The following is a 24,478-nucleotide window of genomic DNA, read 5'->3' as shown; positions in this document are numbered from 1 at the left end:
GGATGAGTAACCGTAAACCTTACGTTCGTGAAATGAAACGCACCTGGTGGAGCAATAATCCCTTTTATCGCTTCTACATGCTGCGCGAAGCAACGGTACTGCCGCTTATCCTATTCACTCTGTTTTTAACAGTAGGATTGGCCTCTTTAGTCAAAGGGGCTGATGCATGGCAAGGTTGGCTCGAATTTATGGCCAATCCTGTGGTCATCGCCATCAATATTGTGGCGTTGGCTGGCAGCTTACTTCATGCCCATACTTTCTTTGGCATGATGCCGCAAGTAATGCCTATTCGTTTGAAAGGCAAAACGGTAGATAAGAAAGTGATTGTTTTAACGCAATGGGCTGCTGTGGCGTTTATCTCTCTCATTGTTCTCGTTGTTGTGTAAGGAGCATATTGTGATAACAAATAACTATAAAGTAGACAGATCACCAAAACGCTCTGATGAGCCTATCTGGTGGGGACTGTTTGGCGCAGGTGGCACATGGTTTGCCATGATCACACCGGTTACCGTACTCGTCCTAGGTATCCTTGCTCCTCTTGGTATCATTGACGCTGAAGCATTGAGCTACGAGCGTGTTAGTCACTTTGCCACCAGCATTATTGGTGCCTTGTTTATCATCGGCACGCTGGCTTTCCCTATGTGGCACGCCATGCACCGTCTACATCATGGTATGCATGACCTAAAAATACACGCAGGCGTTGCGGGCAAAGTTGGTTGTTACGCCTTTGCTGGTTTGATCAGTGCTCTATCGGTTATCTTTGTCTTAATGATTTAGAGTAAACCAGTTGCAGTAAATAACCATGATGTAAGTAAAAAAAGGGTTGGCATAATGCCAACCCTTTTTCTTTCTGTTCATGTTCTTTCTATTCAAATAACGTGATTAAAGAATGAAGCGGCTTAAATCTTCGTTTTCAACCAATTCACCCAGGCAGTTCTTCACGTACTCGGCATCAATGGTTAAACTTGTTCCGGCTTTGTCTGTGGCTTCAAATGAAATCTCATCCATTAAGCGTTCCATCACCGTATGCAGACGACGAGCACCAATATTTTCCGTGGTTTCATTGACGTGCCATGCGGCTTCAGCGATCTGAGTGATACCATCTTCCGTAAAGTCGATGTCCACTTCTTCCGTTTTCATCAGTGCGATGTATTGCTCAGTCAGCGAGGCTTTCGGTTCGGTTAAAATACGCTTAAAGTCGTTGCTTGATAACGCTTCGAGCTCTACTCGAATTGGCAAGCGACCTTGCAACTCAGGAATCAGATCCGAAGGCTTCGACACTTGGAATGCGCCAGAGGTCACAAACAAAATATGGTCGGTTTTCACCATGCCGTGCTTCGTCGATACCGTACTGCCTTCAATGAGCGGCAGTAAGTCACGCTGAACCCCTTCACGAGAAACATCAGGGCCTGAGCTTTCACCACGCTTACAAATCTTGTCGATTTCATCGATAAACACGATACCATTGTTTTCGACATTAAAGATTGAACTCTCTTTTAACTCTTCCGGATTCACAAGCTTGGCGGCTTCTTCTTCAGTCAGGGCTTTAAAAGCATCTTTAATTTTCATCTTACGCTTTTTCTTAGTATCTCCCGCCAAGTTTTGGAACATACCTTGAAGCTGGTTGGTCATCTCTTCCATGCCTGGAGGCGCCATGATCTCAACCCCCATCTGTGGTGCGGCAACATCGATTTCGATCTCTTTATCATCTAACTTACCTTCGCGTAATTTCTTACGGAAGATTTGACGCGTATTCGACGATGACTCTTCAACTTGCTCATTTTGACCCCATGCATCACGGGCAGGCGGTAATAGTGCATCTAAGACACGCTCTTCAGCCTGCTCTTCAGCGCGGTATTTTACTTTCTCCATCGCTTGCTGATGGGTCATTTTAATCGCAACATCGGTTAGGTCGCGGATGATGGTTTCCACTTCCTTACCAACGTAACCCACTTCCGTAAACTTAGTCGCTTCAACTTTAATGAAAGGCGCGTTAGCCAGTTTAGCAAGACGGCGAGCAATTTCAGTTTTACCCACCCCCGTTGGACCAATCATCAAAATGTTTTTCGGCGTGACTTCAGCACGCAAGCCTTCTTCAAGTTGCATTCTACGCCAGCGGTTACGCAGGGCTATCGCCACTGAACGTTTTGCTTGGTCTTGACCAATGATGTGGCGGTTAAGTTCATGAACAATTTCACGAGGGGTCATATCAGACATAATAATTTCCTTAAAGCAGTATCACTGACTATCTTTTATTTTTTACAGACTAAAACGGGCTTTAACACAGACGAATAGTTGAGTCTATTTGACCAGTTCAGCTGGGATTTCTAGTTCTTCAATAGTGTGATGATGGTTAGTAAAGACGCAAATATCACCCGCAATTTGCAATGACTTTTGTGCAATCTCTAGTGCGTCTAATTCTGTATTTTCAAGTAATGCAATCGCAGCGGCTTGTGCAAAGTTGCCACCAGAGCCAATGGCGATCAAATCGTTTTCTGGCTGAACCACATCACCGTTTCCAGTAATGATTAGCGATGCGGTCTCATCGGCCACCGCTAATAGAGCTTCTAGCTTTCTTAATGCGCGATCACTGCGCCAGTCTTTTGCCAGTTCAACTGCGGCTTTAGTAAGATGCCCTTGATGCATTTGCAGTTTACTTTCAAATCGCTCAAACAGCGTGAACGCATCGGCTGTACTACCAGCAAAGCCAGCCAGAACTTTGTTGTTATAAAGACGACGTACTTTTTTCGCATTACCTTTCATGACGGTATTGCCTAGCGATACTTGTCCATCTCCCGCGATGACAACTTTATTATTTCGACGTACTGATACAATGGTAGTCACGAGTAGGGCCTCTTATTCTAGATTAGGGAGTTAAACACTGATATGAGGTCAAAAAGGGAAATTTCAAGAGCAAAAGGACGCGACTCTTTGACGAAAATACTCACCAAGACACCGTTATTACTTATGTTAGTGATAAATCAAAAATAGGTTAGTGATAAATCATGAAAAGTGACATAACTGGAGTCATTTTTGTGAATAGCGTCTCTGGCTGATTTCTATAAATAGCTAAAAACAAAAAAAGGTTATTCCTTTGAATAACCTTTTTGATAAAAGTGGTGCTAAGACATTCCATGTCTACTGTGATTCTTTCCAAATCGCACATGGCTCAATTTTAGCACGTTGCAATTTATGCCTATCTCGCTCGGCATCACGCTTTAGCGTATACGGCCCTAAAACAACACGATACCAACTGCTGCCTTCTTTTTTTCTGACTTCACTTTGAATGCCTTGAAAGGCGATGTTGGCTTTTCGTTCTTCTGCTTGTTGCGACAACTTAAACGCGCCACACTGCATAATGTAAGGGATGTCAGAGATAACCTGCTCTTTCGCCTGAACCTCTACCTCTCGGTTTGGTAAGGACTCAACGTAGTCCCATTTTTCTTCTGGGGGCTTAGGCAATACGGTCGCAGGTTTGGGTTTTGGCTTCGCAACGGGCTTCGCAGCAGGTGTCGGTGGCTCAGGATCGTTACTTAACGTATACAGCCCGTAACTAAAAGCACCCAATAAAATAAGGGCAATGAGCCCACTTCGCCAAGGTTTTCGCCTTGGTGAATGCTTATTCGACGCTTTTTTACTAGGCGATTTTTTGGTTCCTCGCCCGCGCTTTACATAATCTTTATTTGCCACGATGGTCTATCAACATTGAAAAGTCAGTAGGTATGTTAATTCAGATTCAGTGGGGATAACAGGGTAGAAATGGAAGCAGCGCACCAAAATGCGCTGCCAGTCAGGGGATTTAGCCAAAGAATTACACCAGTCTTGGTGGCGCAGCGCTTTCCCTAACCACCAAATGCGTTTCTAAAAGACGCGATCCGGCTCGTACATCGTGCCCTCTCAATAACTCAAGCATCATGAGCATCGCTTGACGACCGATTTCATAACGAGGCTGAGAGATCGTCGTTAATGGTGGATCACAGTACTCTGAGAATTGAATATCATCAAAGCCAACCACCGATAGATCTTGCGGAACGCGTAACCCCAGTTTTTTCGCTTCTTGAATCGCACCAATCGCCATGACATCGCTGTGACAGAAAATCGCCGTTGGTGGCTCAGGAAGTGATAATAAGGCTCTTACTGCTTTTGCACCGGCTTCAAAAGTAAAGTCACCATAGGTGGTGTAAGTCGGGTTCATGCTCAAGCCACCGCGTCTCAATGCCTGTTGGTAACCTTGCTGACGGAACTGGCAAAGCACCGCATGTTGAGGCCCTGAGATTTGAGCAACACGTTTATGACCCATTTGTGTCAAATAGTTCACCGCTTCAAATGCCGATGTCAGGTTATCGATATGCACCGTAGGTAATTCAAGTTCTGGAGCAAATTCACAAGCCATCACCATTGGCGGTAGATTTTTTTGCTCGGCTTTGCTCACGTCAAAGGGAAGATCGCTGCCAAGTAGCAACATACCATCCGCTTGCTTAGTGAAAACCAGATTAACAAAAGAGGCTTCGCGCTTTTTTTGCTGTGAGCTGTCACCGAGTAAAACAAGGTAACCATGCTCCATTGCTGCATCTTCAATACCACGAATAATTTCAGAGAAATAAGGATCGCAAATATCAGGGACGATAGTGACAATGGTTTTAGATTCATTTCGACGCAGGTTTCGCGCCAACGAGTTTGGTGAATAGCCAGCTTCCAATACAGCATCTTCAACACGCTTACGTGTGCTCGACGATACTTTCTCTGGATTCATCAGAGCTCTGGACACAGTAGCCGTTGAGACTCCCGCAAGCTGGGCAACATCCTTCATTGTCGCCATATTTTTAACCCTCTCTTCCTTTATTTACAGCCACGCTGCATTGCGTATTATTAAAGTTAATCTGGCGAACTGTCGTTCACTCTTGTTTTTCTATGTTCTGATAGTTTATTCATTTCTAAACATAAAGTTACGGTGAGATTAACACATTTTGCACAACTAGCGTGAAGTCGCTCACAAATCCCTTGTTTGTACTTTATCCAGATTCGCTCACATACCTTCGGTTTAACTGAGATCTTGCGGTTCGATATCAATCGACCAACGGACTTTTTTCGCGATAGGTAACAGGTTTATCGCAGGTTTGGCGCTCATCAGAAGCTTCTGCATTAACGAACGCGCTTCCGTTTGTAATAACAATTGCCAACGATACTTCCCTGCTCTTTTAGCCAGTGGTGCTGGCACCGGGCCAAGAACCATGCAGTATTCATCAAACAGAGGATGCGCTTCGAGTGTATGACGAACTTGACGAAGAAAGTCTTCGACAAGCTGATTATCATTCGCTTCCGCTCTAAATAGGGTTAAATAACTGTAGGGAGGAAGTTGCGCCAACTTGCGCTCTTGAAGCGCGGTTTTCGCGAAGTGCCCATAGCTTTGATGGAGTAAAGCTTGCAGTAATGCGTGCTCGGGGTGATGGCTTTGTAAGATCACTTCACCGGGCTTACTTGCTCTTCCAGCACGCCCGGCAACCTGAATGAATAACTGAGCCAGCCGTTCCGATGCTCGAAAATCGCTGCTGTACAAAGATCCATCCACATCCAATAGCGCCACTAAGGTCACATCCGGAAAGTGATGCCCTTTGGCCAGCATCTGCGTGCCAATTAAGATTTGATACTCACCACGACGAATGGATTCCAATGCGCTCTCTAAACTGCCTTTTCGGCGTGTGCTGTCTCGATCGATTCGTACGGTTTTGAATTCGGGAAACAATTCCAGGAGCTGGCTTTCTAACTGCTCGGTCCCGACACCAACGGTCACTAAGTTGGTTGAACCACATCCATGGCATTGATGAATCACCGCTTGCTGAGATCCGCAATGGTGGCAACGCACTTCTCGGCTATGTTGATGGAAGGTGTAATAAGCATCACAACGTTGACACTCTGCAATCCAGCCACATTCATGGCACATTAAAGCCGGAGAGAATCCACGACGATTGAGAAACAGCATCACCTGGTTGCCCGCGTTCAAGTGGCGTCTCATTTGAGCGATCAATGGCGCTGACAATCCACCTTCGAGATACAACCCTTTAATATCTAACACGCTGTGCGTAGCAGGCTTAGCGACACCGGCTCTTTGGGTGAGTGTTAAGTGGTGGTACTTGCCAGTTTGAGCATTGTGCAGTGTTTCAAATGCAGGAGTCGCAGAACCCAGTATGATGGGTATTTGTTCTTTATTAGCTCGCATTACCGCAACATCACGAGCATGGTATCTTAACGAGTCTTGCTGCTTATAAGATCCGTCATGCTCTTCATCCACAATGATAATGCCGAGATCAGCAAAGGGGGTGAGCAGCGCAGAACGAGTGCCAATAATGATGCCCGCGATATTATCACGCGCGGATAACCAGGCATTGAGTCGCTCAGTGTCATTGAGTCCAGAGTGCATCACCGCCACTGGGACATTAAATCGCTTTTTAAAACGATTAATGGTCTGTGGCGTCAGCCCGATTTCAGGCACCAACACAAGTGCCTGGCGTTTTTTCTCTAGGACTGGTTTGATCATGTTCAGATAAACCTCGGTTTTACCCGAACCCGTCACGCCTTCCAGTAAATAACAGCCAAAACCCGGATTGTTGTTCACCGTTGCAATCGCTATCGCCTGCTCTTCGTTGAGTTTGGGCTTATCAACGTTCGCTTCTACGTCTCGCGGCCATGGCTTCTGTTTGGGTTTGATCTCGTGGCTCTCGATCCATCCCTTATCTTGCAGCGTTTTTAAAACACTGCTGGTAATATCTTGGTCAATAAAGGACTGATGAGATAACGGCCCATGCTCGAGCATCTTCATTACCGTGGCTTGCTTTACGGCTCGACCAAATCCCTGCATCAACTGATCTTTACCTGCTGGGGTTAACTGCCATTCTACTTGGGCCGTAAAGTCGGCTGGTTTGCCTTTTTTAAGAGCGCTGGGCAAGGCGTTTGCAAAGGTATCGCCAAGCGGGTATTGGTAGAACTGACTGCACCAATGAAGTAAACCATACAGTTTTTCTGGCCAGACAGGTTCTGAATCCAACACTTTGTAAATGGGTTTAAGCTTCGATATTTCAAACTCAGATTCACTCACCATCGCCGTCACGATCCCGATCTGACTTCGAGGGCCAAAAGGCACACTGACTCGCCCACCAATCACCGGAAATAGATGATTTGGAATGAGATAATCAAATTGCTTATCCAGAGGAACAGGCAGAGCAACTCGAGCGATGGATGGGCGCATAGTGATTGGCAACTTTTAACGGCAACAAGAAAACACAGTCTAAATGATCGCTTAGTAAAGAGGGAAGCTAAAAAAGTGGCTAAATAGTTAGCAAACCTGTTGATCCTCACGCAAGTATTCATTACTATACTGCGCCTTAGTGATAGGGCTTTCTGATAGGGCATTGGTCATCACGACCCGCCAGGAAGAGAGTGTTATCCATACTGTTTTATTAACTACGTGTGGTGTCCGGCATAGCATCGGATAGCGACACGGCCTAAATTGAGGTTATCCCATGAAAGCTGGAATCCACCCAGAATACAAAGCAGCGACAGCAACTTGTTCTTGCGGCAACTCGTTTGAGTTCAACTCAACGCTAACTAAAGAAACTATCCACCTAGACGTATGTGACAAATGTCACCCGTTCTACACTGGTAAGCAACGTATCGTTGATACTGGTGGCCGTGTTGATAAATTCAACAAGCGTTTCGGTGCTCTTTCAAGCAAGTAATAGCTCGCGCTATACCTAATTAAGAAAAAGGACGCTCAGGCGTCCTTTTTTGTGTCTGTGGTTCTAATCTCATCGCCTCTTCCTATCTTTTTCATTATTGTCTTCCTCTTCTCATCCTAGCTTTTCCTTTTCTTTATTCGTTTCCCTTCTTTTCTTCCTATACTCCCCCCCTCTTCCTATCTTTTTCTTTATTGTCTTCCTCTTCTCATCCTAGCTTTTCCTCTTCTTATTCACTTCCCTTCTTGTCTTCCTATTTTACTCCTCTCATCCTCTTTATCTTAAATAAACTCAGTGAGCCCAGATCTGGTCTTATCAGTAGTCCATTCATAACTATTAATGATATGACTCGCATTCTGACCTAGGCAGGTTGACTTACATACTCTAGAATGGTCTCCCCCTATGGCCACATTTTCGATGAGTACCTAACCCTATGTCCGATGACAACCGTCAAGAAAACTCTGCTGAGTTATCTGCACAAGAAGCCTTCCGTCAACAAGCTCTTGATTACCATCAATTCCCGAACCCAGGTAAAATTGCCGTTGCACTCACAACGCCCGCTAATTCAGCGGAAGATCTGGCACTGGCTTATAGCCCTGGTGTTGCAGAGCCTGTTCGCGAAATCGCGCAGAACGTAGACAATGTTTACAAGTACACCGCGAAAGGAAACATGGTTGCAGTCATTTCTAACGGTACCGCAATTTTGGGTTTAGGTAACTTAGGGCCAATCGCCTCAAAACCGGTTATGGAAGGCAAAGCGCTGTTGTTCAAACGCTTTGCTGGCTTAGATTCTATTGATATCGAAGTGAAACACCGCACCATTGACGAGTTTGTCGATACCGTTGCTAACATTGCCGATACCTTTGGTGGCATCAATTTAGAAGACATTAAAGCACCGGATTGTTTTGAAATTGAACGTCGCCTGATTGAGCGTTGTGATGTGCCTGTTTTCCACGATGACCAGCACGGTACCGCCATTGTTACCGCAGCGGGCATGCTGAATGCAATTGAACTGCAAGACAAAAAGTTGGAAGAGGCTACCATTGTTTGTCTGGGTGCGGGCGCAGCAGCGGTGGCGTGTATGGAACTGTTGATCAAGTGTGGTGCCATGCGCGAAAAGATCTACATGCTTGACCGTAAAGGTGTGATTCACACACGTCGTGATGACTTAAACGAATACAAACAGCTGTTTGCCAACAATACCGATAAGCGCACCCTTGAAGATGTGATTGAAGGTGCTGATTTATTCTTAGGCGTATCAGGGCCAAACTTGCTGCCACCTGAAGCGCTAAAACTGATGGCTGATAAGCCGATCGTGTTCGCCTGTTCCAACCCAGATCCAGAAATCAAACCTGAACTTGCCCATGAGGTTCGTAGCGACCTCATTATGGGTACTGGTCGCAGTGACTACCCAAATCAGGTCAATAACGTTCTGTGTTTCCCGTTCATCTTCCGTGGCGCTCTTGATGTACGTGCAAGCGAAATCAATGATTCAATGAAATTAGCCGCGGTGAAAGCTATCCGAGAACTGGCTAAAGAGCCCGTGCCTGCCGAGGTATTAAAAGCCGCAGGTGTTGATAGCCTTGAGTTCGGGTCAAGCTACATCATTCCAAAACCGATGGATCCACGTTTGTTGCCTCGCGTAGCAAAAGCGGTGGCAGTGGCTGCGGTTGAATCTGGAGTAGCTCGAATCGACATGCCAGAAAATTACATGCTAGAAAGCTAGATGCTAGATGCTAGATGCTAGATGCTAGATGCTAGGCAATTATATGGCGTCGTAATCGACGCTCTTTGCTAACGGTATTCCAAGCATTAAAAAACCGCAGCCTTTTTATAAAGTCACTGCGGTTTTTTTGTTTCTGTACCATTTTAAAATGTCGGTACAACAAGCGATAGCCTAACTGCGCTAACGACACTATTCGCGTAACGCTTAGCCAATGAAATAATAGCTAGCTGAGCCCTTTTTATTCTTGATCGTAGGCTTCAAATTCAATCCCCATTGCCGTCATCAGTGCTTTCACTTCTGCCGGAATATCATCTGGGCGATCTTTTCGTAAATCTTCATCCGTCGGTAACGGTTGACCAGTATAAGCATGAAGAAAAGCTTCACACAGTAATTCACTGTTGGTCGCATGGCGTAGGTTATTTATCTGACGACGCGTACGTTCATCGGTCAATACCTTCAGTACTTTTAGCGGAATCGATACTGTGATTTTCTTTACTTGTTCGCTTTTTTTGCCGTGTTCCGCGTATGGACTAATGTATTCACCATTCCAATCTGCCATTGCGCACCTTCGTTATTATCATAGGGTATTTAAGTTGAGGGGCAATTTTAGCCGGATTTAAGTCTATAAGCAAAGACATATAGACGTCTAGAAGTGTTGACGTCTTCATTTTTGATAAGTAAAGTGTCAAAAATAAGGAAGGGAATAACTTATAGCAACCTGAAACTATCCATATACCTAGGTCTATCCATCTAACTAACTAGGTATAGCCGTATTGCCCTTTAAGAGTCATTATAGCAGCGTCAAAAAGCATAGCCATACACAAAGGAAGGATTTATGAGCACCCGCAAACCAGCAACAATCGCAGTTCGTACGGGAATCGAGTCAGATACGCAACATCACGCTGTGGTGCCACCTATTTATCTCTCAACCAATTACGGCTTCCCTGCATTTGGCGAAGTGCCTAAATACGATTACACACGTTCTGGAAACCCAAATCGCGGGTTGCTTGAAACCGCCTTGTTTGAGCTAGAATCAGGAAAAGGCGCGGTGGTCACAAACTGTGGAACGTCTGCACTTAACCTTTGGGTATCAACATTTTTGGGGCCAGATGATCTTATCGTTGCTCCACACGATTGCTATGGTGGCACTTACCGCCTGTTTAATACGCGAAGCCTTAAAGGTGACTTCAAGGTGGAATTTGTTGATCAATCGGATACCAAAGCCTTTGACGCGGCCATTGCTAAAAAACCAAAACTGATTCTGATTGAAACCCCATCAAATCCTTTAGTACGTGTGGTCGACATTGAGAAAACATGCCAAAAAGCCAAACAAGTCGGGGCATTAGTCGCGGTCGACAATACCTTTTTAACTCCGGTGTTCCAAAAGCCTTTAGAGCTTGGCGCTGACTTTGTTATTCACTCAACCACCAAATACATCAATGGTCACTCCGATGTGATTGGTGGCGTTGTGATCACCAAAACCGAAGAGCATGCGGAAGAACTCGGATGGTGGGGCAACTGCATTGGCGCTACAGGTACGCCTTTTGATAGCTACATGACGTTACGCGGCATTCGTACATTGGGCGCGCGCATGCGTGTGCACGAAGAAAGCTCGCAAACCATTTTAGTCGAACTTCAACGTCAACCTTTAGTGAAAACCATTTATCACCCGAGCCTAGAAAGCCACCCGGGCCATGAGATTGCCAAAAAACAACAGTTAGGCTTTGGTTCTATGCTGAGCTTTGAGTTTGGCGGAACCTTTGAGCAATTAAAGTTCTTTGTTGAACAACTCGAACTGTTTTCACTGGCAGAGTCGCTTGGCGGTGTTGAGAGCTTGATTTGTCACCCCGCCTCCATGACCCACAGAGCCATGGGGGAAGCAGCGCTTGCTGAAGCTGGCATTTCTCAGCAACTTCTTCGCCTCTCGGTTGGTCTAGAAGATGCCGATGATCTGATCGATGACCTCAAGCAAGCCTTTCAAAAAGCCGCCGACTTTACTGGCGATGCCGCGGATTCTCAAAATACACCCCCTTCAGAGAAAGAGGCGTAATTCATGACCATTTCACGTCAACTGCACAAATTTGGTGGAAGCAGCCTCGCGGATCCTGAATGTTACCGTCGCGTCGTCAATATTCTCAAAGAGTATTCAGGTTCTGAAGATCTGGTGGTCGTCTCGGCGGCAGGCAAAACCACCAACCGATTAATCGCGTTTGTGGATGCGCTTTCCAAAGACGGTCGACTCGCACACGAAGAATTACAGGCGCTAAGGCAGTTTCAAGTTGATCTGATTAACGCCCTTCTTACGGGTGATGCACAACACAGTTTAATTGCTCAACTCAGCGATGAATTTAGTACGCTTGGTGAACTGACCGCGCCACTGACAGAGGCGCAACGTGCGGCCATTTTAGGTCACGGTGAAGTCTGGTCTGCAAGATTGCTGGCGGCTTTGCTTTCACAAAATGCACTGAATGCCGTTGCTCAAGATGCTCGTGCTTTCTTGCGTGCAGAAGCAGGTACTCAGCCAGAAGTCGATCGAGCCAGCTCGTATCCACTGATTAAAGAAGTGTTGGCTCAACATACACATCATCGTGTCGTCATCACTGGGTTTATGGCGCAAGACAGCGAAGGCCATACCATACTGCTTGGCCGTAATGGTTCGGACTATTCAGCCACCGTTATCGGGGCATTAGCCGAAGCCACGCAGGTGACCATCTGGAGCGATGTGGCCGGCGTATACAGTGCCGACCCCCGCATTGTTAGCGATGCTTGCTTACTGCCGCTGCTTCGATTAGATGAAGCCAGTGAACTGGCTCGGCTTGCTGCGCCCGTACTGCACAGTCGTACTTTGCAACCTGTCGCTCAAAGCACCATGGATCTTCATTTACGTTGCAGCTATCAAGCCGAATCAGGGTCAACACGCATTGAACGCGTACTGGCTTCTGGTCGTGGTGCAAAAATCATCACCTCACTTGACGAAGTATTGCTGATTCAGCTTTCCTTTGCTCACAGCCACGATTTTGAACGCGTAGAAACCGAAGTACTACAAAGCCTAAAACGCGCCCAGCTTGAACCGCTGGCCTATGAAGCTCAACCTGATCAATACAAACTGCGTCTTGCTTATACCGCCGAAATTGCTAGCGGTGCCTTAAGCCACCTGCAAGATGCCGCGATAGAAGCGGAAATCAAACTCAAAGAAGGGTATTCCCTTGTCGCTGCCGTCGGTGCGGGCGTGGCGAAAAACCCGAATCACTGTTACGGCTTTTACCAACAACTGAAAGCTTCACCGGTCGAGTTCATCTCTGAATCTCAATCGGGGTTAAGTCTTGTGGCCGTAACACGCAAAACGCCGATAACACCGTTGGTCAATGCGATTCATACTCAACTTTTCCAGGCACAGAAACGTGTCGCGATTGCGTTATGCGGCAAGGGCAATATTGGCCGTAGTTGGCTTGAGTTGTTCTCTGTCCAAAAAAATGAGTTAGAAAAACGCCGCGGAATGAGCTTCAACCTCGTTGCCGTCATCGACAGCCAGACGTATTGGTTTGATGAGCAAGGAATCGATGCAAGCAGCGTTGAGAAGCGATTTAACGATGAATCGGTCACTCACAATGGCAAAGAATGGATTGAGCGACTAGGAGCGATTCAGGGCTACGATGATGTAATCGTCCTGGATGTCACCGCTAGCCAAGTGCTTGCCAATCAATATCTCGACATTGCTGCACACGGTATGCACCTTATCTCAGCAAACAAAGTGGCAGGATCCGCATCCAGTCACTATTACCATCAAGTTCAGGATGCATTCAGTAAAATCAACCGCCATTGGTTATACAATGCCACCGTGGGGGCGGGCTTACCGATCAATCACACGGTTCGCGATCTTCGTGAAAGTGGCGATGACATCATGGCGCTGTCTGGCATTTTCTCGGGCACACTGTCGTGGTTATTCCAGCAGTTTGATGGCTCGGTTCCTTTCAGTGAACTGGTTGATTTAGCCTGGCAACAAGGGTTAACAGAGCCCGATCCGCGTTCTGATCTTGATGGGTCAGACGTTATGCGCAAGTTGGTTATCCTTGCCCGTGAATCCGGCCTTGATATTGAACCTGAAAACGTCAAAGTGGAATCGTTAGTGCCTCAAGAGCTGGCTGGCCTCCCGCTGGATGACTTCCTAGATAAGAGTGCTCTACTGAGTGAGATTCTGGCCGAGCGATTGGAAAAAGCTCAGCGTGAAGATAAAGTACTGCGCTACATTGCTCGACTCGAGAAGAACGGCAAAGCAACCGTTGGTATTGAAGCGCTCAACAAAGAGCACGCACTCGCCAACCTGCTCCCTTGCGACAATATTTTTGCGATTGAAAGTAAGTGGTATAAAGACAACCCACTGGTGATTCGTGGCCCTGGCGCAGGGCGAGAAGTCACGGCGGGAGCGATTCAATCGGATCTGAACCTATTGTCGAGCCTACTGTAACCTGGACTATTTCATGTCAATAATTGGGTTAGAGATTATCTAGCCCATTTTTTCCCCTCTTTTCTTGCATCATCCTACTCATCGCCTCAATGGTTGCCTTAATGGTTGCTTGAATACCTACTTGCATAACTCATTGAATAGCGACTTCATCTCTACTTGAGATTGGCTCATTATCAACATGAAAAAAATTCATAGTTAGACTGTTGACATTAAATCGCTTTCATTACATCCTGTGGACATATAGACGTCTAAACGTCGATTTTAAAGTTTGGTGATTACATTGATCACAGGGAGAGTAAGATGGGATACACACACGCAGGTCACATAGATGCATTAAACCAAAATGTTGCTGAGCTTTCAGACAACATTAATGTGTCATTCGAGTTCTTTCCACCGAGCAGTGAAAAGATGGAAGAAACACTATGGAACTCTGTACACCGCCTGAAAACTCTACAACCAAAGTTTGTTTCTGTTACTTATGGCGCAAACTCTGGCGAGCGTGACCGTACGCACTCCATCATCAAAGACATTAAAGATCAAACCGGCTTGATTGCTGCGCCTCACCTAACGTGCATTGACGCCTCTCGTGATGAGTTAATCCAAATCGCGGATGATTACTGGAATAATGGCATTCAAAGCATTGTGGCACTTCGTGGCGACATTCCACCTGGTGGCGGTGCACCAGACATGTACGCATCAGATCTTGTGACGCTCCTGAAAGAACGCCATGACTTTGATATCTCTGTGGCTGCGTTTCCTGAAGTTCACCCTGAAGCGAAAAGTGCACAATCTGATCTTCTCAACCTGAAACGCAAAGTGGATGCAGGCGCAAATCGTGCCATCACTCAATTCTTCTTCGATGTCGAAAGTTACCTGCGTTTTCGTGACCGCTGTGTCGCAGCTGGGATTGATGTTGAAATTGTGCCAGGTATTTTACCCGTGTCGAATTTTAAACAAGCGTCTCGTTTTGCCGCGATGAACAACGTAAAAGTCCCGGGCTGGATGGCAAAACAGTTTGAAGGTCTAGACGACGACCCAACCACACGCCAACTAGTCGGAGCCAGCCAAGCGATCGATATGGTGAGAATTTTAAGCCGTGAAGGTGTTAAAGATTTCCACTTCTACACGCTAAATCGCGCTGAAATGACGTACGCACTTTGTCATACGCTCGGTGTTCGCCCACAAGGGTAATAGAATTCGCCTGCGGTCAGAAAAACAAAAACGCCAACGAATCATCGCTGGCGTTTTTATTATAAATTCAAAGAAAACCCATCTAGCTGTAAAGCAAACGAATCCGGCTTCCAAGAAAGCTCATTAAGCTTCAAAAAATTATTTACAAGCTCAAGAAAAAGTAAGCGAGCGCCTACTCTACTTCATCCATTTTACCCAATAGGCCGCGGATACGTTCTTGCCATGCCGCTTGTTCTTGTTGCATCTGCTCTGTTTTTTGCTCTAGAGCTTCACGGTTTGCTTTTAGCTCATTCGCTTCGTTTTCTAGCAGTTGCTTTTCTTCTTTTAGCTCTTCTACTTCCATTTGTAGCAGTGAAATTGTATCTACCGCTGTTTGAATCTTTGCTTCCAATTGCTCTAATACTTCAAAAGACATTTTAGCCTACCTTTCTATTTGCTTAAGTCGTTACTTGCTTAAGTGAATGTGTGCTTAAACGGATGTGTGCTTAAGTCGTTGTTTGGTGAGTGTTGCTATTGCCCCCATTCTACTCAGCAGCGAGCCGATAAACACGCGCTATATTCGATAATTTATATCATTCGCTCAAAAAACACACGCATATTGACAAACACCTGACCAAGCCAAGGTTCACGCTTCAATTTGTTTGAAAATATCATGCGCTGAATGGCCATTAGACAAAAAAGCAAACGTTTCCTTTTTGATGTGCTAAAATCTCGCCGAATTTTTCCTTTTCCCTTTCATATTTGGAGTCATCATGAAACGCGACTTAGCAATGGCATTTTCACGAGTTACCGAAGGTGCTGCATTAGCAGGTTACAAATGGCTTGGCCGTGGCGATAAAATTGCTGCTGACGGTGCAGCGGTTGAAGTTATGCGCAGCCTACTCAATAAAACCGACATTAGCGGCGAGATCGTGATCGGTGAAGGTGAAATTGATGATGCGCCGATGCTTTTCATTGGTGAAAATGTAGGTAAAGGCGGTGATGCCGTTGATATCGCGGTAGACCCTATCGAAGGGACTCGCATGACCGCTATGGGGCAATCGAATGCACTGGCTGTTCTTGCTGCGGGCGAGAAAGGTAGCTTCTTAAAAGCGCCTGACATGTACATGGAAAAACTCGTGGTTGGCCCTGGTGCGAAAGGCTGCATCGACCTTGATAAACCGCTAGCAGAAAACCTTGAAAATATTGCGAAAGCACTCGGTAAAACGTTAGATACATTGGTTGTCACCACGCTTGCTAAGCCTCGTCACGATAAAGTGATCGCAGAAATGCAAGCCATGGGCGTACGCGTTTTCGCTGTGCCAGATGGTGATGTGGCGGCGTCTATTCTCACCTGTATGCCTGACAGCGAAGTCGATGTTATGTACTGCATCGGCGGTGCGCCTGAAGGTGTGGTGTCTGCTGCGGTTATTCGTGCTCTCGATGGTGACATGCACGGTAAGCTGATCCCTCGCCATGAAGTAAAAGGCGATACCGAAGAAAACCGTAAGTTTGGTGAAGAAGAACTGAAGCGTTGTGCTGAAATGGGCGTGGCTACGAATGTCGTGCTTAAAATGGAAGATATGGCGCGCAGTGACGATGTGGTTTTCGCCGCAACGGGCATCACTAAAGGTGACCTTCTAGAAGGCATTACCCGTAAAGGAAATATCGCGACGACGGAAACCTTAGTCATCCGTGGCCGCTGCCGTACCATCCGTCGTATTAAATCGATTCACTACCTAGAGCGTAAAGACCCTGAAGTACGCGATCACATTCTGTAATTAGAGTATTTTGATAGAAGGCTTCGTTTTAGAATGAAGCCTTTTTTGATCAACTCTATATTACTCGATATGCGTAATAACAGCTTTATGCCCTTCTCTATCCGGTACAAAATCGACAAAGTGTGTGATTGCATCCAACGCATCTTCTTTGTAGTGCGTGACATACAAAAGCTGGCTCAGGTTCGCCTTAGCAATTCGATTCAGTGCAAAATAGACTAACTTACGGTTAATAAAGTCGAGCCCCTGATACGGTTCATCAAGAATCAACAATGCAGGTTGTTTGATCAGGGCGCGTCCGATCAGCAATAACCGTTGCTGACCATAGTCGAGACTGCGAAAACTGATCTTAGCAAATTCACGCATTTCCAAGACATCTAACCACTGATGCGCCGCTTCAATTTGCTTTTTACTCGGTTGATCGTAAAGCCCGATGGAATCATAGAAACCCGACAACAACACATCCAACGCTTGGCACCCAACTCGATATTGCAGATGCAGTGCGGATGAAACGATACCTATTTGACGTTTTATATCCCAGATACTCTCACCACTGCCGCGCTTCATGCCAAATACATGAATGTCATTGCAATAACATTGAGGGTGATCACCTAGAATCAAACCCAGCAAGGTGCTTTTTCCACAACCATTGGGGCCACGTATTTGCCAATGCTCCCCAACGTTCATCTGCCAAGTGAAGTCTTTGAAAATAACGCCATCGAGGTATTCCACTTTGACATTATTCATGGACACCAGCGGTTCACTCGTTTTTTCATTGGGTGTTTTTTCAGCCATCATCCCCAGTAACGCATCACTTTTTTGCTCTGAAAGGGCTTGAATTTGTTGTCGAATCGGATGGGAAGACCACTCTTTTTCGGTCATGGTTTGTGTTAAACGTTGGTGATCAAACAGAGCGACATGGGTAATACACTTCGGTAATTCATCCTCCCGAGAGGTAATGATCACTAACTGCATTTGGCTGGAACATTGATTAAGCAATTCTGTCAGAGCGGCGCGGTGTTCGGTGTCTAACCCGGTGTATGGCTCATCGAGAATCAACAATTGTGGATTCTGAACCAAAGCTCTGGCGAGCATGACTCGGCGCGTTTCTCCCGTTGAAAGCTGTCTAAATTGTCGCTGGCGTAACCGCATCAAATCGGTTTTTTCCAACATCGTTTCAAGCTCTTTCGCCTCACACCCCACATCGATAAGCAGCTGTTCAACGGACGTTCCATAATCTAAGCTGTCTTGAAAATCTGTTTCGTCTTTGGCAATTTCATCTTCAAGCAATTGCTGCTGCATTTCCAATGAGACGCATGAAATACGCTGCGGGAGGTTTTTAATCTCGCCACTGTCTGGAACTAAATCACCACTAAGGATCCGTGCCACCAACGAAGCACTGTGACTGTGGGCTGCGAATATCCCCCAATGCTGGTTTGGTGTGAGAGCCCAATCATCAATACTTAACGAAGCGGCGTCGCTATGGTAGCGAAGCTTTTCAATGTGCATAACGTATCCCTGTTTTTATCATTGTTATTTTTTATTGTTGTGAACATGTCAGGCGATCGCCTTTCAGCACTTTCTTTTCCCCTTCCCCATATAGTGCAAAATATCATCACCATTATCCAGTCACACGCCAACACCAATGTCGAATTACCGTATTAAATAAGCATCAACTCATTTTTCAGGCACAAAAAAACCGAGACTAAAAGCCTCGGTTTAATACTCGATATTTGTTCGACTCAAAGATGTATAGCTTTAGAACGAGAAGAACACGCGCAGTTTATAATTATAAATGAGCATGCTCGACGACGTTATCAAGCTATACAGCGAAGAGGAAACAAATCATCACATCATGCCAGGCATTCCACCCATACCGCCCATGCCGCCCATATCAGGCATAGCTGGACCAGAGTCTTGAGGCTTGTCAGTGATCATTGCTTCTGTTGTGATCATAAGACCGGCAACCGATGCTGCGAACTGAAGTGCAGAACGAGTCACTTTGGTAGGATCTAGGATACCCATTTCGATCATATCGCCGTACTCACCTGTCGCCGCGTTGTAACCGTAGTTACCTTCGCCAGCACGTACGTTGTTCGCGACAACTGACTCTTCATCACCTGCGTTAGTCGTGATTTGACGAATAGGTGCTTCCATTGCGCGAAGTGCCACTCGGATACCGACGTTTTGCTCTTCGTTGTCACCTTCAAGGCCAGCCACTTTTGATGCTGCGCGGATAAGTGCAACACCACCACCCGCAACCACACCTTCTTCAACTGCTGCGCGAGTTGCGTGAAGTGCATCTTCTACGCGGTCTTTTTTCTCTTTCATTTCAACTTCAGTTGCTGCGCCAACCTTGATAACCGCTACGCCGCCAGCCAGTTTAGCCACACGCTCTTGAAGTTTTTCTTTGTCGTAGTCAGACGTTGCTTCTTCGATTTGTTGACGAACTTGAGCAACACGACCTTGAATCATCTCTTCTTCACCCGCACCATCGATGATGGTTGAGTTTTCTTTAGTGATGGTCACGCGCTTCGCTTGACCTAGGTCTTCTAGTGTTACTTTTTCTAGGTCTAAACCGATCTCTTCAGAGATTACCGTACCACCAGTTAGGATAGCGATATCTTGCAGCATAGACTTACGACGGTCACCGAAACCAGGCGCTTTAACAGCCGCGACTTTCACGATGCCACGCATGTTGTTCACAACAAGAGTTGCCAGTGCTTCGCCTTCAACATCTTCAGCGATGATGAGAAGTGGACGAGACGCCTTAGCTACCGCTTCTAGAGTCGGAAGAAGTTCACGAATGTTCGATACTTTCTTGTCGATTAGAAGAATGAATGGGCTTTCTAGATCAACAGAACCTGCTTCTTGGTTGTTGATGAAGTAAGGAGACAGGTAGCCACGGTCGAACTGCATACCTTCTACTACGTCTAGCTCGTCTTGTAGAGCCTGACCTTCTTCAACCGTGATTACGCCATCACGGCCTACTTTATCCATGGCTTCAGCAATTAGGTTACCAACCGTGGAGTCAGAGTTTGCAGAGATAGTGCCCACTTGCGCGATCGCTTTGGTATCTGCACATGGAACAGACAGTGCTTTTAGCTCTTCTACTGCTGCAATAACCGCTTTGTCGATACCGCGTTTAAGATCCATTGGGTTCATGCCAGCAGCAACGGCTTTTAGGCCTTCAGAGATGATCGCTTGAGCCAGTACGGTTGCTGTTGTTGTTCCGTCACCCGCCGCATCATTCGCTTGAGAGGCCACTTCTTTCACCATTTGTGCGCCCATGTTTTGGAATTTATCTTCCAATTCAATTTCACGAGCAACAGAAACACCATCTTTAGTGATCGTTGGTGCACCAAATGATTTATCTAGAACAACGTTACGGCCTTTAGGACCTAGCGTTACTTTTACAGCGTCAGCCAGAACGTTTACACCTTCTAGCATCTTAATACGTGCGTCATTACCAAATTTTACGTCTTTAGCAGCCATCTTTATTTCCTTTAAATTTTTGATTCGATTTTTACTCGAAAGTAAATATTGAAGAGAAAAGTCAATTACTCAACGAGTGCTTATGCTTCGACAATCGCCATGATGTCATTTTCAGACATGATCAAAACTTCTTTGCCATCGATTTTCTCAGTCTTAGTACCGTAGCCTTCTGCAAAAATTACGGTATCGCCAACTTTTACATCCAATGCTTGGACAGTACCGTTTTCTAGGATGCGGCCTTTACCCACAGCAACAACGATACCGCGAGTTGATTTTTCAGCCGCTGAACCTGTTAGTACGATACCACCCGCTGACTTTGATTCAGCTTCTTGGCGTTCTACGATAACTCTGTCGTGTAATGGACGAATGTTCATCGGTCGTCTCTCCTAAAAATTTCCATGAGGTTTGAGAAATGCTGACACCTAATGTTTTCAAAGGTGTTTCAGCGGTTGAAAGAGATGTGGGGGCATTCCCAATAATCCCAAGGGGGGAGAGACATTTTTTTGTGACCAAACCTGCAAAACAACCTGATTACTGCGTTGGGGGCTGGATTCATAGGAGTAATCTAAATAGTAAATTCTTTGCTTTATTAAATCGTTACGACATAATTAAATAAAGCGAATGAGGAAAACATGAAAAGTAGCGAAAAAATACTGCAAGCGATCAAGAAAAACGGTGAGATCACTGCAAAACAGTTAGCCCTTGATTTGGCCATGACCACAATGGGCGCTCGCCAGCACTTACAGCTGTTAGAAGAAGATGGGTTGCTAAGCTACCAAGACCTCAAAGTCAAAGTGGGCAGACCGACAAGACACTGGTCACTGACCAGCAAAGGACATGCGCATTTTGCTGATAGCCATGGAGAACTGTCGGTTCAAATGATCGATTCTGTTGAACGCGTTTTTGGCCTTGAAGGCTTAGAGAAAATAGCCGCAGACAGAGAAAAGCAGACACTAGAATCTTATCAAACGCTGATTGATACTTCTCACTCACTGGAACAAAAACTGGCGATTATTACTCAGCAGCGCAGTAATGAAGGTTACATGGCTGAATTTGAGAAACTCGATGATGGCTACTTGCTTATCGAGAATCATTGTCCAATCTGTAAAGCGGCGACACGAAATACGGTACTTTGTCGTTCTGAATTAAACGTCTTTCAAGCACTACTTGGCGAGCATTACCAAGTTCAACGCATTGAACACATTGTGCAAGGTCAGCGACGCTGCGCTTATCACATCAGTGAAGGCTGACTCTGTCAAGACTCGTTCAATAAAGGCGAGCTCAGTGAAGGCCTACTCTCATGCTCTAACTCTTCTTTCTTATCTCTTCTTTCTTATTTCTTATCTCTTATCTCTTGCCTCTTATCCTCTTATCCTCTTATTCTCTTATCCTCCTGCCTCTTATCTCTTCTTTCTTGCCTCTTAATTTCTTACTGTTTACTTCTTACCCTTCTATTAACGCATTGCATTAAGTAACGCATTACATTAAGCGGGTACAGAATGAACCGTGGTCATATTACGACCGTTTTCTTTGGATTTGTATAACGCGGTATCGGCGGCTTCGATCCAACCGGTGGCTGAATCGATAGCACTGCGGTTAAACTCACACACACCCAGACTGATGGTGTAGTTGATCACTCCTTGCGGCGAAGCGATTTGGCTTTCTTCAATTCTCTTACGTAGCCGTTCTGCAAAATACAACGCTTGTTCATGACAGGTATTAGGCAGCAAGACGGCAAATTCTTCTCCCCCATAGCGTCCAACAAAATCGCTGCCTCTTGAGGTTTTCTGTGCCAGCTGAGCTGTATGACGAATCACTTCATCACCAATGCTGTGCCCATAGTTATCATTCACTCGCTTAAAGAAATCGATATCAAACATGATGAGAGTCGACACACGGTCGTCGTCGATTTTGAGACGATTGTACTCTTCGATTAACGACTCTTCCCAACTCGCTCGATTCAGTAAGCCCGTTAACCCATCAATGCGGCTTTTGTGTTCCAACTTGCGATTGGATTCATGTAAGAGCATTTTGCTTTGCGCGGTATCGGAAACGTCACTGATCATCACGCACAGGTGAGAGACCTGACCGGATAAAGAGCTCAGTGGCGTGATGACCATATTCTGATGCATTTGCTCTAGCCCACGAGAGGCAGGCGAAAAGTTATTAAATTCGAAGATATAGGCGCGATCTTCCCAGGAAGAAAAACCTTGTGTACCCAAAGAGATGGTGGCGTTGAACTTGGCTTCCATCCAGGCTTCTGGAAGATCTTTACACACGCTAAATAGCGGCTTATGCAAAATTTTGGCTGACGATATTCCGCTGTACGACTGCATGAAGCGATTCCAAGCCACGACTTTAAATTCAAGATCTAGAACAAAAATGCCTACATCCATGGTGTCGATAACCTGGGTATACCAGTGCAGCTCTTCAACCACATTCAAATTGGTTTCATGGCTCATATGGACTCCATAATACAGTTAATCACCTTCTCTGAGGACTGATCAAACATAAACAACACTTCACACTCAAACGCTTGATCATCTCGATAAATAAATTCAAGTGCCAAGGTATCATCGCCAATACAACTCGGTTTTGCATACACGCGAGTATCCACCACCACCGGTTGACGCAAGGAAACACTGACATCCATTTGTTCACACAGAGAAGTCATAAACGATGACACAAATAGGTTAGCCACATTCAGCACGACTTCGTTGTAAGAGTTATCATCACTGGTGAATCCCAAGCGCTCGCCGATGTGCCCAATTCCATCGCCATGAAGGCATATCAACGCCTCACCATGCATCCCACTTCCCACAAAACGCTGAGTAACCGCCGCGACTTCATCTCGATACAAGGCATCACGCAGCATCATATCCAGTTCCGCTTTTTCAATTTTACTGACGGTTGGCACTGGCAGATGAATAAATTCACCCAGCACTTTTGCTAAGGTCGCAGCGCCCTGCCCAAGCGCTATATTGGCGATCTCTTTAAACTTCACCTGTGGGGAGATGTCATCGACTCTGGGCCCGTTACTTTTGAACACCAGACCTAAACGAGTAAACACCTCTGCCGCATAGCTACTCGAAAACGGTTTTTGAATAAAGAGATACGCGCCTAAGTCCATGCATCGACTTACCGCCTGAGGCTGAACATCCCCCGAGACAACAACAACCTTGGTGGAAATATGCTTAGGGATGGCCTTTAGCACCTGGTAGCCATCCATTTCGGGCATGGTGAGATCAAGGAATAGCACATCAACAGCATATTGGTGCAAAAGCTCTAATGCTTGACGTCCATGCTGAGCGAACAGCAAATTTTGATTCGGTAATAACTCGATACTTCGCGCCAGCATTTTTCGGGCGAGCGCGGAATCATCGCAGATAAGAATATTCATGCTTAATAGTTATGTCGGGGTTATGAGGATCACCGAGCCACGAAGGTAAGTTTCCAGCAATCATTTTGGAATGAAGTTCACTCCACCAGCACCAATTAGGTAATTAGCCTGTCATGAATACAGCATGTTAATTAGGGGGTAAAGATATCCTTAACAAAATTAGAGCCTTGCTCATGTTTATTTCCATTTTACAGCTTGAACTCATCGAAATAATCAATATCTAAATGCATATCAATTCTATTAATGGAACAAAAATCACCGTCTCACAAATGAGAATAAAGACGTTAGTTCAAACTTTAATCTATTTGATTGGTTACGCTTAAGGTAGTGTTGATAAATTCATCAACGCTGTGATAGAGGAAACAGACATGAATGCCTCACCTTTAAATCAGACTCTGCCACCTTTTGATGAGTTGGTCGACTTAGCCAAACACAACCCAGATGCGTTTGTGCAATTTAAAAAAGAGATGTGTGAAGAGATGATTCTTTCCGCTTCCAGCGAAATGCAAGATCGCCTTTGGGCTCAGCAGAGTCACATTGATCGAGTGGTTGATCGCTGCAAGAATCCGACTCACGCTAATGTGTTGTTAATGAAAGAGCTATCACAGCAGATGCATCGCTTCCAAGATGTCTTAGATGGCAATGTGCCAAAACAAGAAAACAGCGCTCAGATTATTCCGTTCAGACCAAAAGAAGAGCAGTGGCGCTAAATCC

General features: G+C 45.7%; 22 protein-coding genes. 10 read left to right on the top strand and 12 right to left on the bottom strand.

Annotation, left to right across the window (positions count from 1 at the left end; all coding sequences use genetic code 11):
- Positions 1-2: 2 nt before the first annotated feature.
- Entirely contained in the window at positions 3-386 is a 384-nt protein-coding gene (gene frdC, locus QF117_RS06840) for a fumarate reductase subunit FrdC (protein WP_282388333.1), read from the top strand.
- Positions 387-399: 13 nt separating this feature from the next.
- A complete protein-coding gene (gene frdD, locus QF117_RS06835; protein WP_282389435.1) occupies positions 400-777 on the top strand; it encodes a fumarate reductase subunit FrdD in 378 nt (125 codons plus the stop codon).
- Between the two features lie 105 nt (positions 778-882).
- Here the strand turns inward: frdD and hslU are convergent, their stop codons facing one another.
- The 5 genes from hslU to priA form a co-directional block, all read right to left on the bottom strand.
- A complete protein-coding gene (hslU, locus tag QF117_RS06830) occupies positions 883-2,217 on the bottom strand; it encodes an HslU--HslV peptidase ATPase subunit (protein ID WP_282388332.1) in 1,335 nt (444 codons plus the stop codon).
- A gap of 84 nt (positions 2,218-2,301) precedes the next feature.
- Entirely contained in the window at positions 2,302-2,844 is a 543-nt protein-coding gene (gene hslV, locus QF117_RS06825) for an ATP-dependent protease subunit HslV (protein WP_017036794.1), read from the bottom strand.
- A 294-nt stretch (positions 2,845-3,138) separates the two neighbouring features.
- Entirely contained in the window at positions 3,139-3,690 is a 552-nt protein-coding gene (locus QF117_RS06820; protein WP_282388331.1) for an SPOR domain-containing protein, read from the bottom strand.
- A gap of 121 nt (positions 3,691-3,811) precedes the next feature.
- Positions 3,812-4,843, bottom strand: a complete 1,032-nt coding sequence (cytR, locus tag QF117_RS06815; RefSeq protein WP_282389434.1) for a DNA-binding transcriptional regulator CytR — start codon at positions 4,841-4,843, stop codon at positions 3,812-3,814.
- 198 nt (positions 4,844-5,041) lie between these two features.
- The gene (gene priA / locus QF117_RS06810; RefSeq protein WP_282388330.1) at positions 5,042-7,243 is read right to left on the bottom strand and encodes a primosomal protein N'; all 2,202 of its coding nucleotides are present in this window, start codon (positions 7,241-7,243) and stop codon (positions 5,042-5,044) included.
- 274 nt (positions 7,244-7,517) lie between these two features.
- On the opposite strand from priA, the gene rpmE reads away from it, so the two are divergent.
- Together rpmE and QF117_RS06800 are read left to right on the top strand one after the other, a co-directional pair.
- Positions 7,518-7,733 (top strand): 50S ribosomal protein L31, encoded by a 216-nt coding sequence (gene rpmE, locus QF117_RS06805; RefSeq protein ID WP_017036798.1) that lies wholly within the window; start codon positions 7,518-7,520, stop codon positions 7,731-7,733.
- Positions 7,734-8,163: 430 nt separating this feature from the next.
- On the top strand, positions 8,164-9,456 hold the full coding sequence (locus QF117_RS06800; protein ID WP_282388329.1) for a malic enzyme-like NAD(P)-binding protein: 1,293 nt from the start codon (positions 8,164-8,166) through the stop codon (positions 9,454-9,456).
- A 238-nt stretch (positions 9,457-9,694) separates the two neighbouring features.
- Here QF117_RS06800 and metJ read toward each other — a convergent pair whose 3' ends face one another.
- Complete coding sequence (gene metJ / locus QF117_RS06795) at positions 9,695-10,015, bottom strand: met regulon transcriptional regulator MetJ (protein WP_017036800.1); 321 nt, start codon at positions 10,013-10,015, stop codon at positions 9,695-9,697.
- 276 nt (positions 10,016-10,291) lie between these two features.
- Here metJ and QF117_RS06790 point away from each other — a divergent pair, with 276 nt between their 5' ends.
- The 3 genes from QF117_RS06790 (at position 10,292) to metF (ending at position 15,112) form a co-directional block, all read left to right on the top strand.
- Entirely contained in the window at positions 10,292-11,506 is a 1,215-nt protein-coding gene (locus QF117_RS06790) for an O-succinylhomoserine (thiol)-lyase (RefSeq protein ID WP_282388328.1), read from the top strand.
- Positions 11,507-11,509: 3 nt separating this feature from the next.
- Positions 11,510-13,921, top strand: coding sequence for a bifunctional aspartate kinase/homoserine dehydrogenase II (locus QF117_RS06785; protein WP_282388327.1), 2,412 nt, complete (start codon positions 11,510-11,512; stop codon positions 13,919-13,921).
- Between the two features lie 300 nt (positions 13,922-14,221).
- Positions 14,222-15,112, top strand: a complete 891-nt coding sequence (gene metF, locus QF117_RS06780) for a methylenetetrahydrofolate reductase (protein ID WP_017036804.1) — start codon at positions 14,222-14,224, stop codon at positions 15,110-15,112.
- Between the two features lie 172 nt (positions 15,113-15,284).
- On the opposite strand, the gene zapB is transcribed toward metF, so the two are convergent.
- Positions 15,285-15,527 (bottom strand): cell division protein ZapB, encoded by a 243-nt coding sequence (gene zapB / locus QF117_RS06775; RefSeq protein ID WP_017036805.1) that lies wholly within the window; start codon positions 15,525-15,527, stop codon positions 15,285-15,287.
- 337 nt (positions 15,528-15,864) lie between these two features.
- Between zapB and glpX the strand changes: the two genes are divergently transcribed.
- Positions 15,865-16,872, top strand: coding sequence for a class II fructose-bisphosphatase (gene glpX / locus QF117_RS06770; RefSeq protein ID WP_282388326.1), 1,008 nt, complete (start codon positions 15,865-15,867; stop codon positions 16,870-16,872).
- A 60-nt stretch (positions 16,873-16,932) separates the two neighbouring features.
- Here the strand turns inward: glpX and modF are convergent, their stop codons facing one another.
- The 3 genes from modF to QF117_RS06755 form a co-directional block, all read right to left on the bottom strand.
- Entirely contained in the window at positions 16,933-18,378 is a 1,446-nt protein-coding gene (gene modF / locus QF117_RS06765) for a molybdate ABC transporter ATP-binding protein ModF (protein ID WP_282388325.1), read from the bottom strand.
- Positions 18,379-18,717: 339 nt separating this feature from the next.
- A complete protein-coding gene (groL, locus tag QF117_RS06760) occupies positions 18,718-20,364 on the bottom strand; it encodes a chaperonin GroEL (RefSeq protein WP_282388324.1) in 1,647 nt (548 codons plus the stop codon).
- An 80-nt stretch (positions 20,365-20,444) separates the two neighbouring features.
- Positions 20,445-20,738, bottom strand: coding sequence for a co-chaperone GroES (locus QF117_RS06755; protein ID WP_017036809.1), 294 nt, complete (start codon positions 20,736-20,738; stop codon positions 20,445-20,447).
- A gap of 258 nt (positions 20,739-20,996) precedes the next feature.
- Here QF117_RS06755 and QF117_RS06750 point away from each other — a divergent pair, with 258 nt between their 5' ends.
- The gene (locus QF117_RS06750; RefSeq protein WP_282388323.1) at positions 20,997-21,614 is read left to right on the top strand and encodes a metalloregulator ArsR/SmtB family transcription factor; all 618 of its coding nucleotides are present in this window, start codon (positions 20,997-20,999) and stop codon (positions 21,612-21,614) included.
- 234 nt (positions 21,615-21,848) lie between these two features.
- Here the strand turns inward: QF117_RS06750 and QF117_RS06745 are convergent, their stop codons facing one another.
- Together QF117_RS06745 and QF117_RS06740 are read right to left on the bottom strand one after the other, a co-directional pair.
- Positions 21,849-22,826: a diguanylate cyclase gene (locus tag QF117_RS06745; RefSeq protein WP_282388322.1), complete on the bottom strand. Its 978-nt coding sequence runs from the start codon at positions 22,824-22,826 to the stop codon at positions 21,849-21,851.
- Positions 22,823-23,764, bottom strand: a complete 942-nt coding sequence (locus tag QF117_RS06740; RefSeq protein ID WP_282388321.1) for a response regulator — start codon at positions 23,762-23,764, stop codon at positions 22,823-22,825. The genes QF117_RS06745 and QF117_RS06740 overlap by 4 nt, the downstream gene beginning before the upstream one ends.
- A 368-nt stretch (positions 23,765-24,132) precedes the next feature.
- On the opposite strand from QF117_RS06740, the gene QF117_RS06735 reads away from it, so the two are divergent.
- Entirely contained in the window at positions 24,133-24,474 is a 342-nt protein-coding gene (locus QF117_RS06735) for a DUF3135 domain-containing protein (protein ID WP_282388319.1), read from the top strand.
- Positions 24,475-24,478 lie beyond the last annotated feature (4 nt).

The organism is Vibrio sp. YMD68, from assembly GCF_029958905.1.
In the GTDB taxonomy this organism is placed as follows: domain Bacteria; phylum Pseudomonadota; class Gammaproteobacteria; order Enterobacterales; family Vibrionaceae; genus Vibrio.
This window is presented reverse-complemented; position numbering and strand designations above follow the sequence as displayed.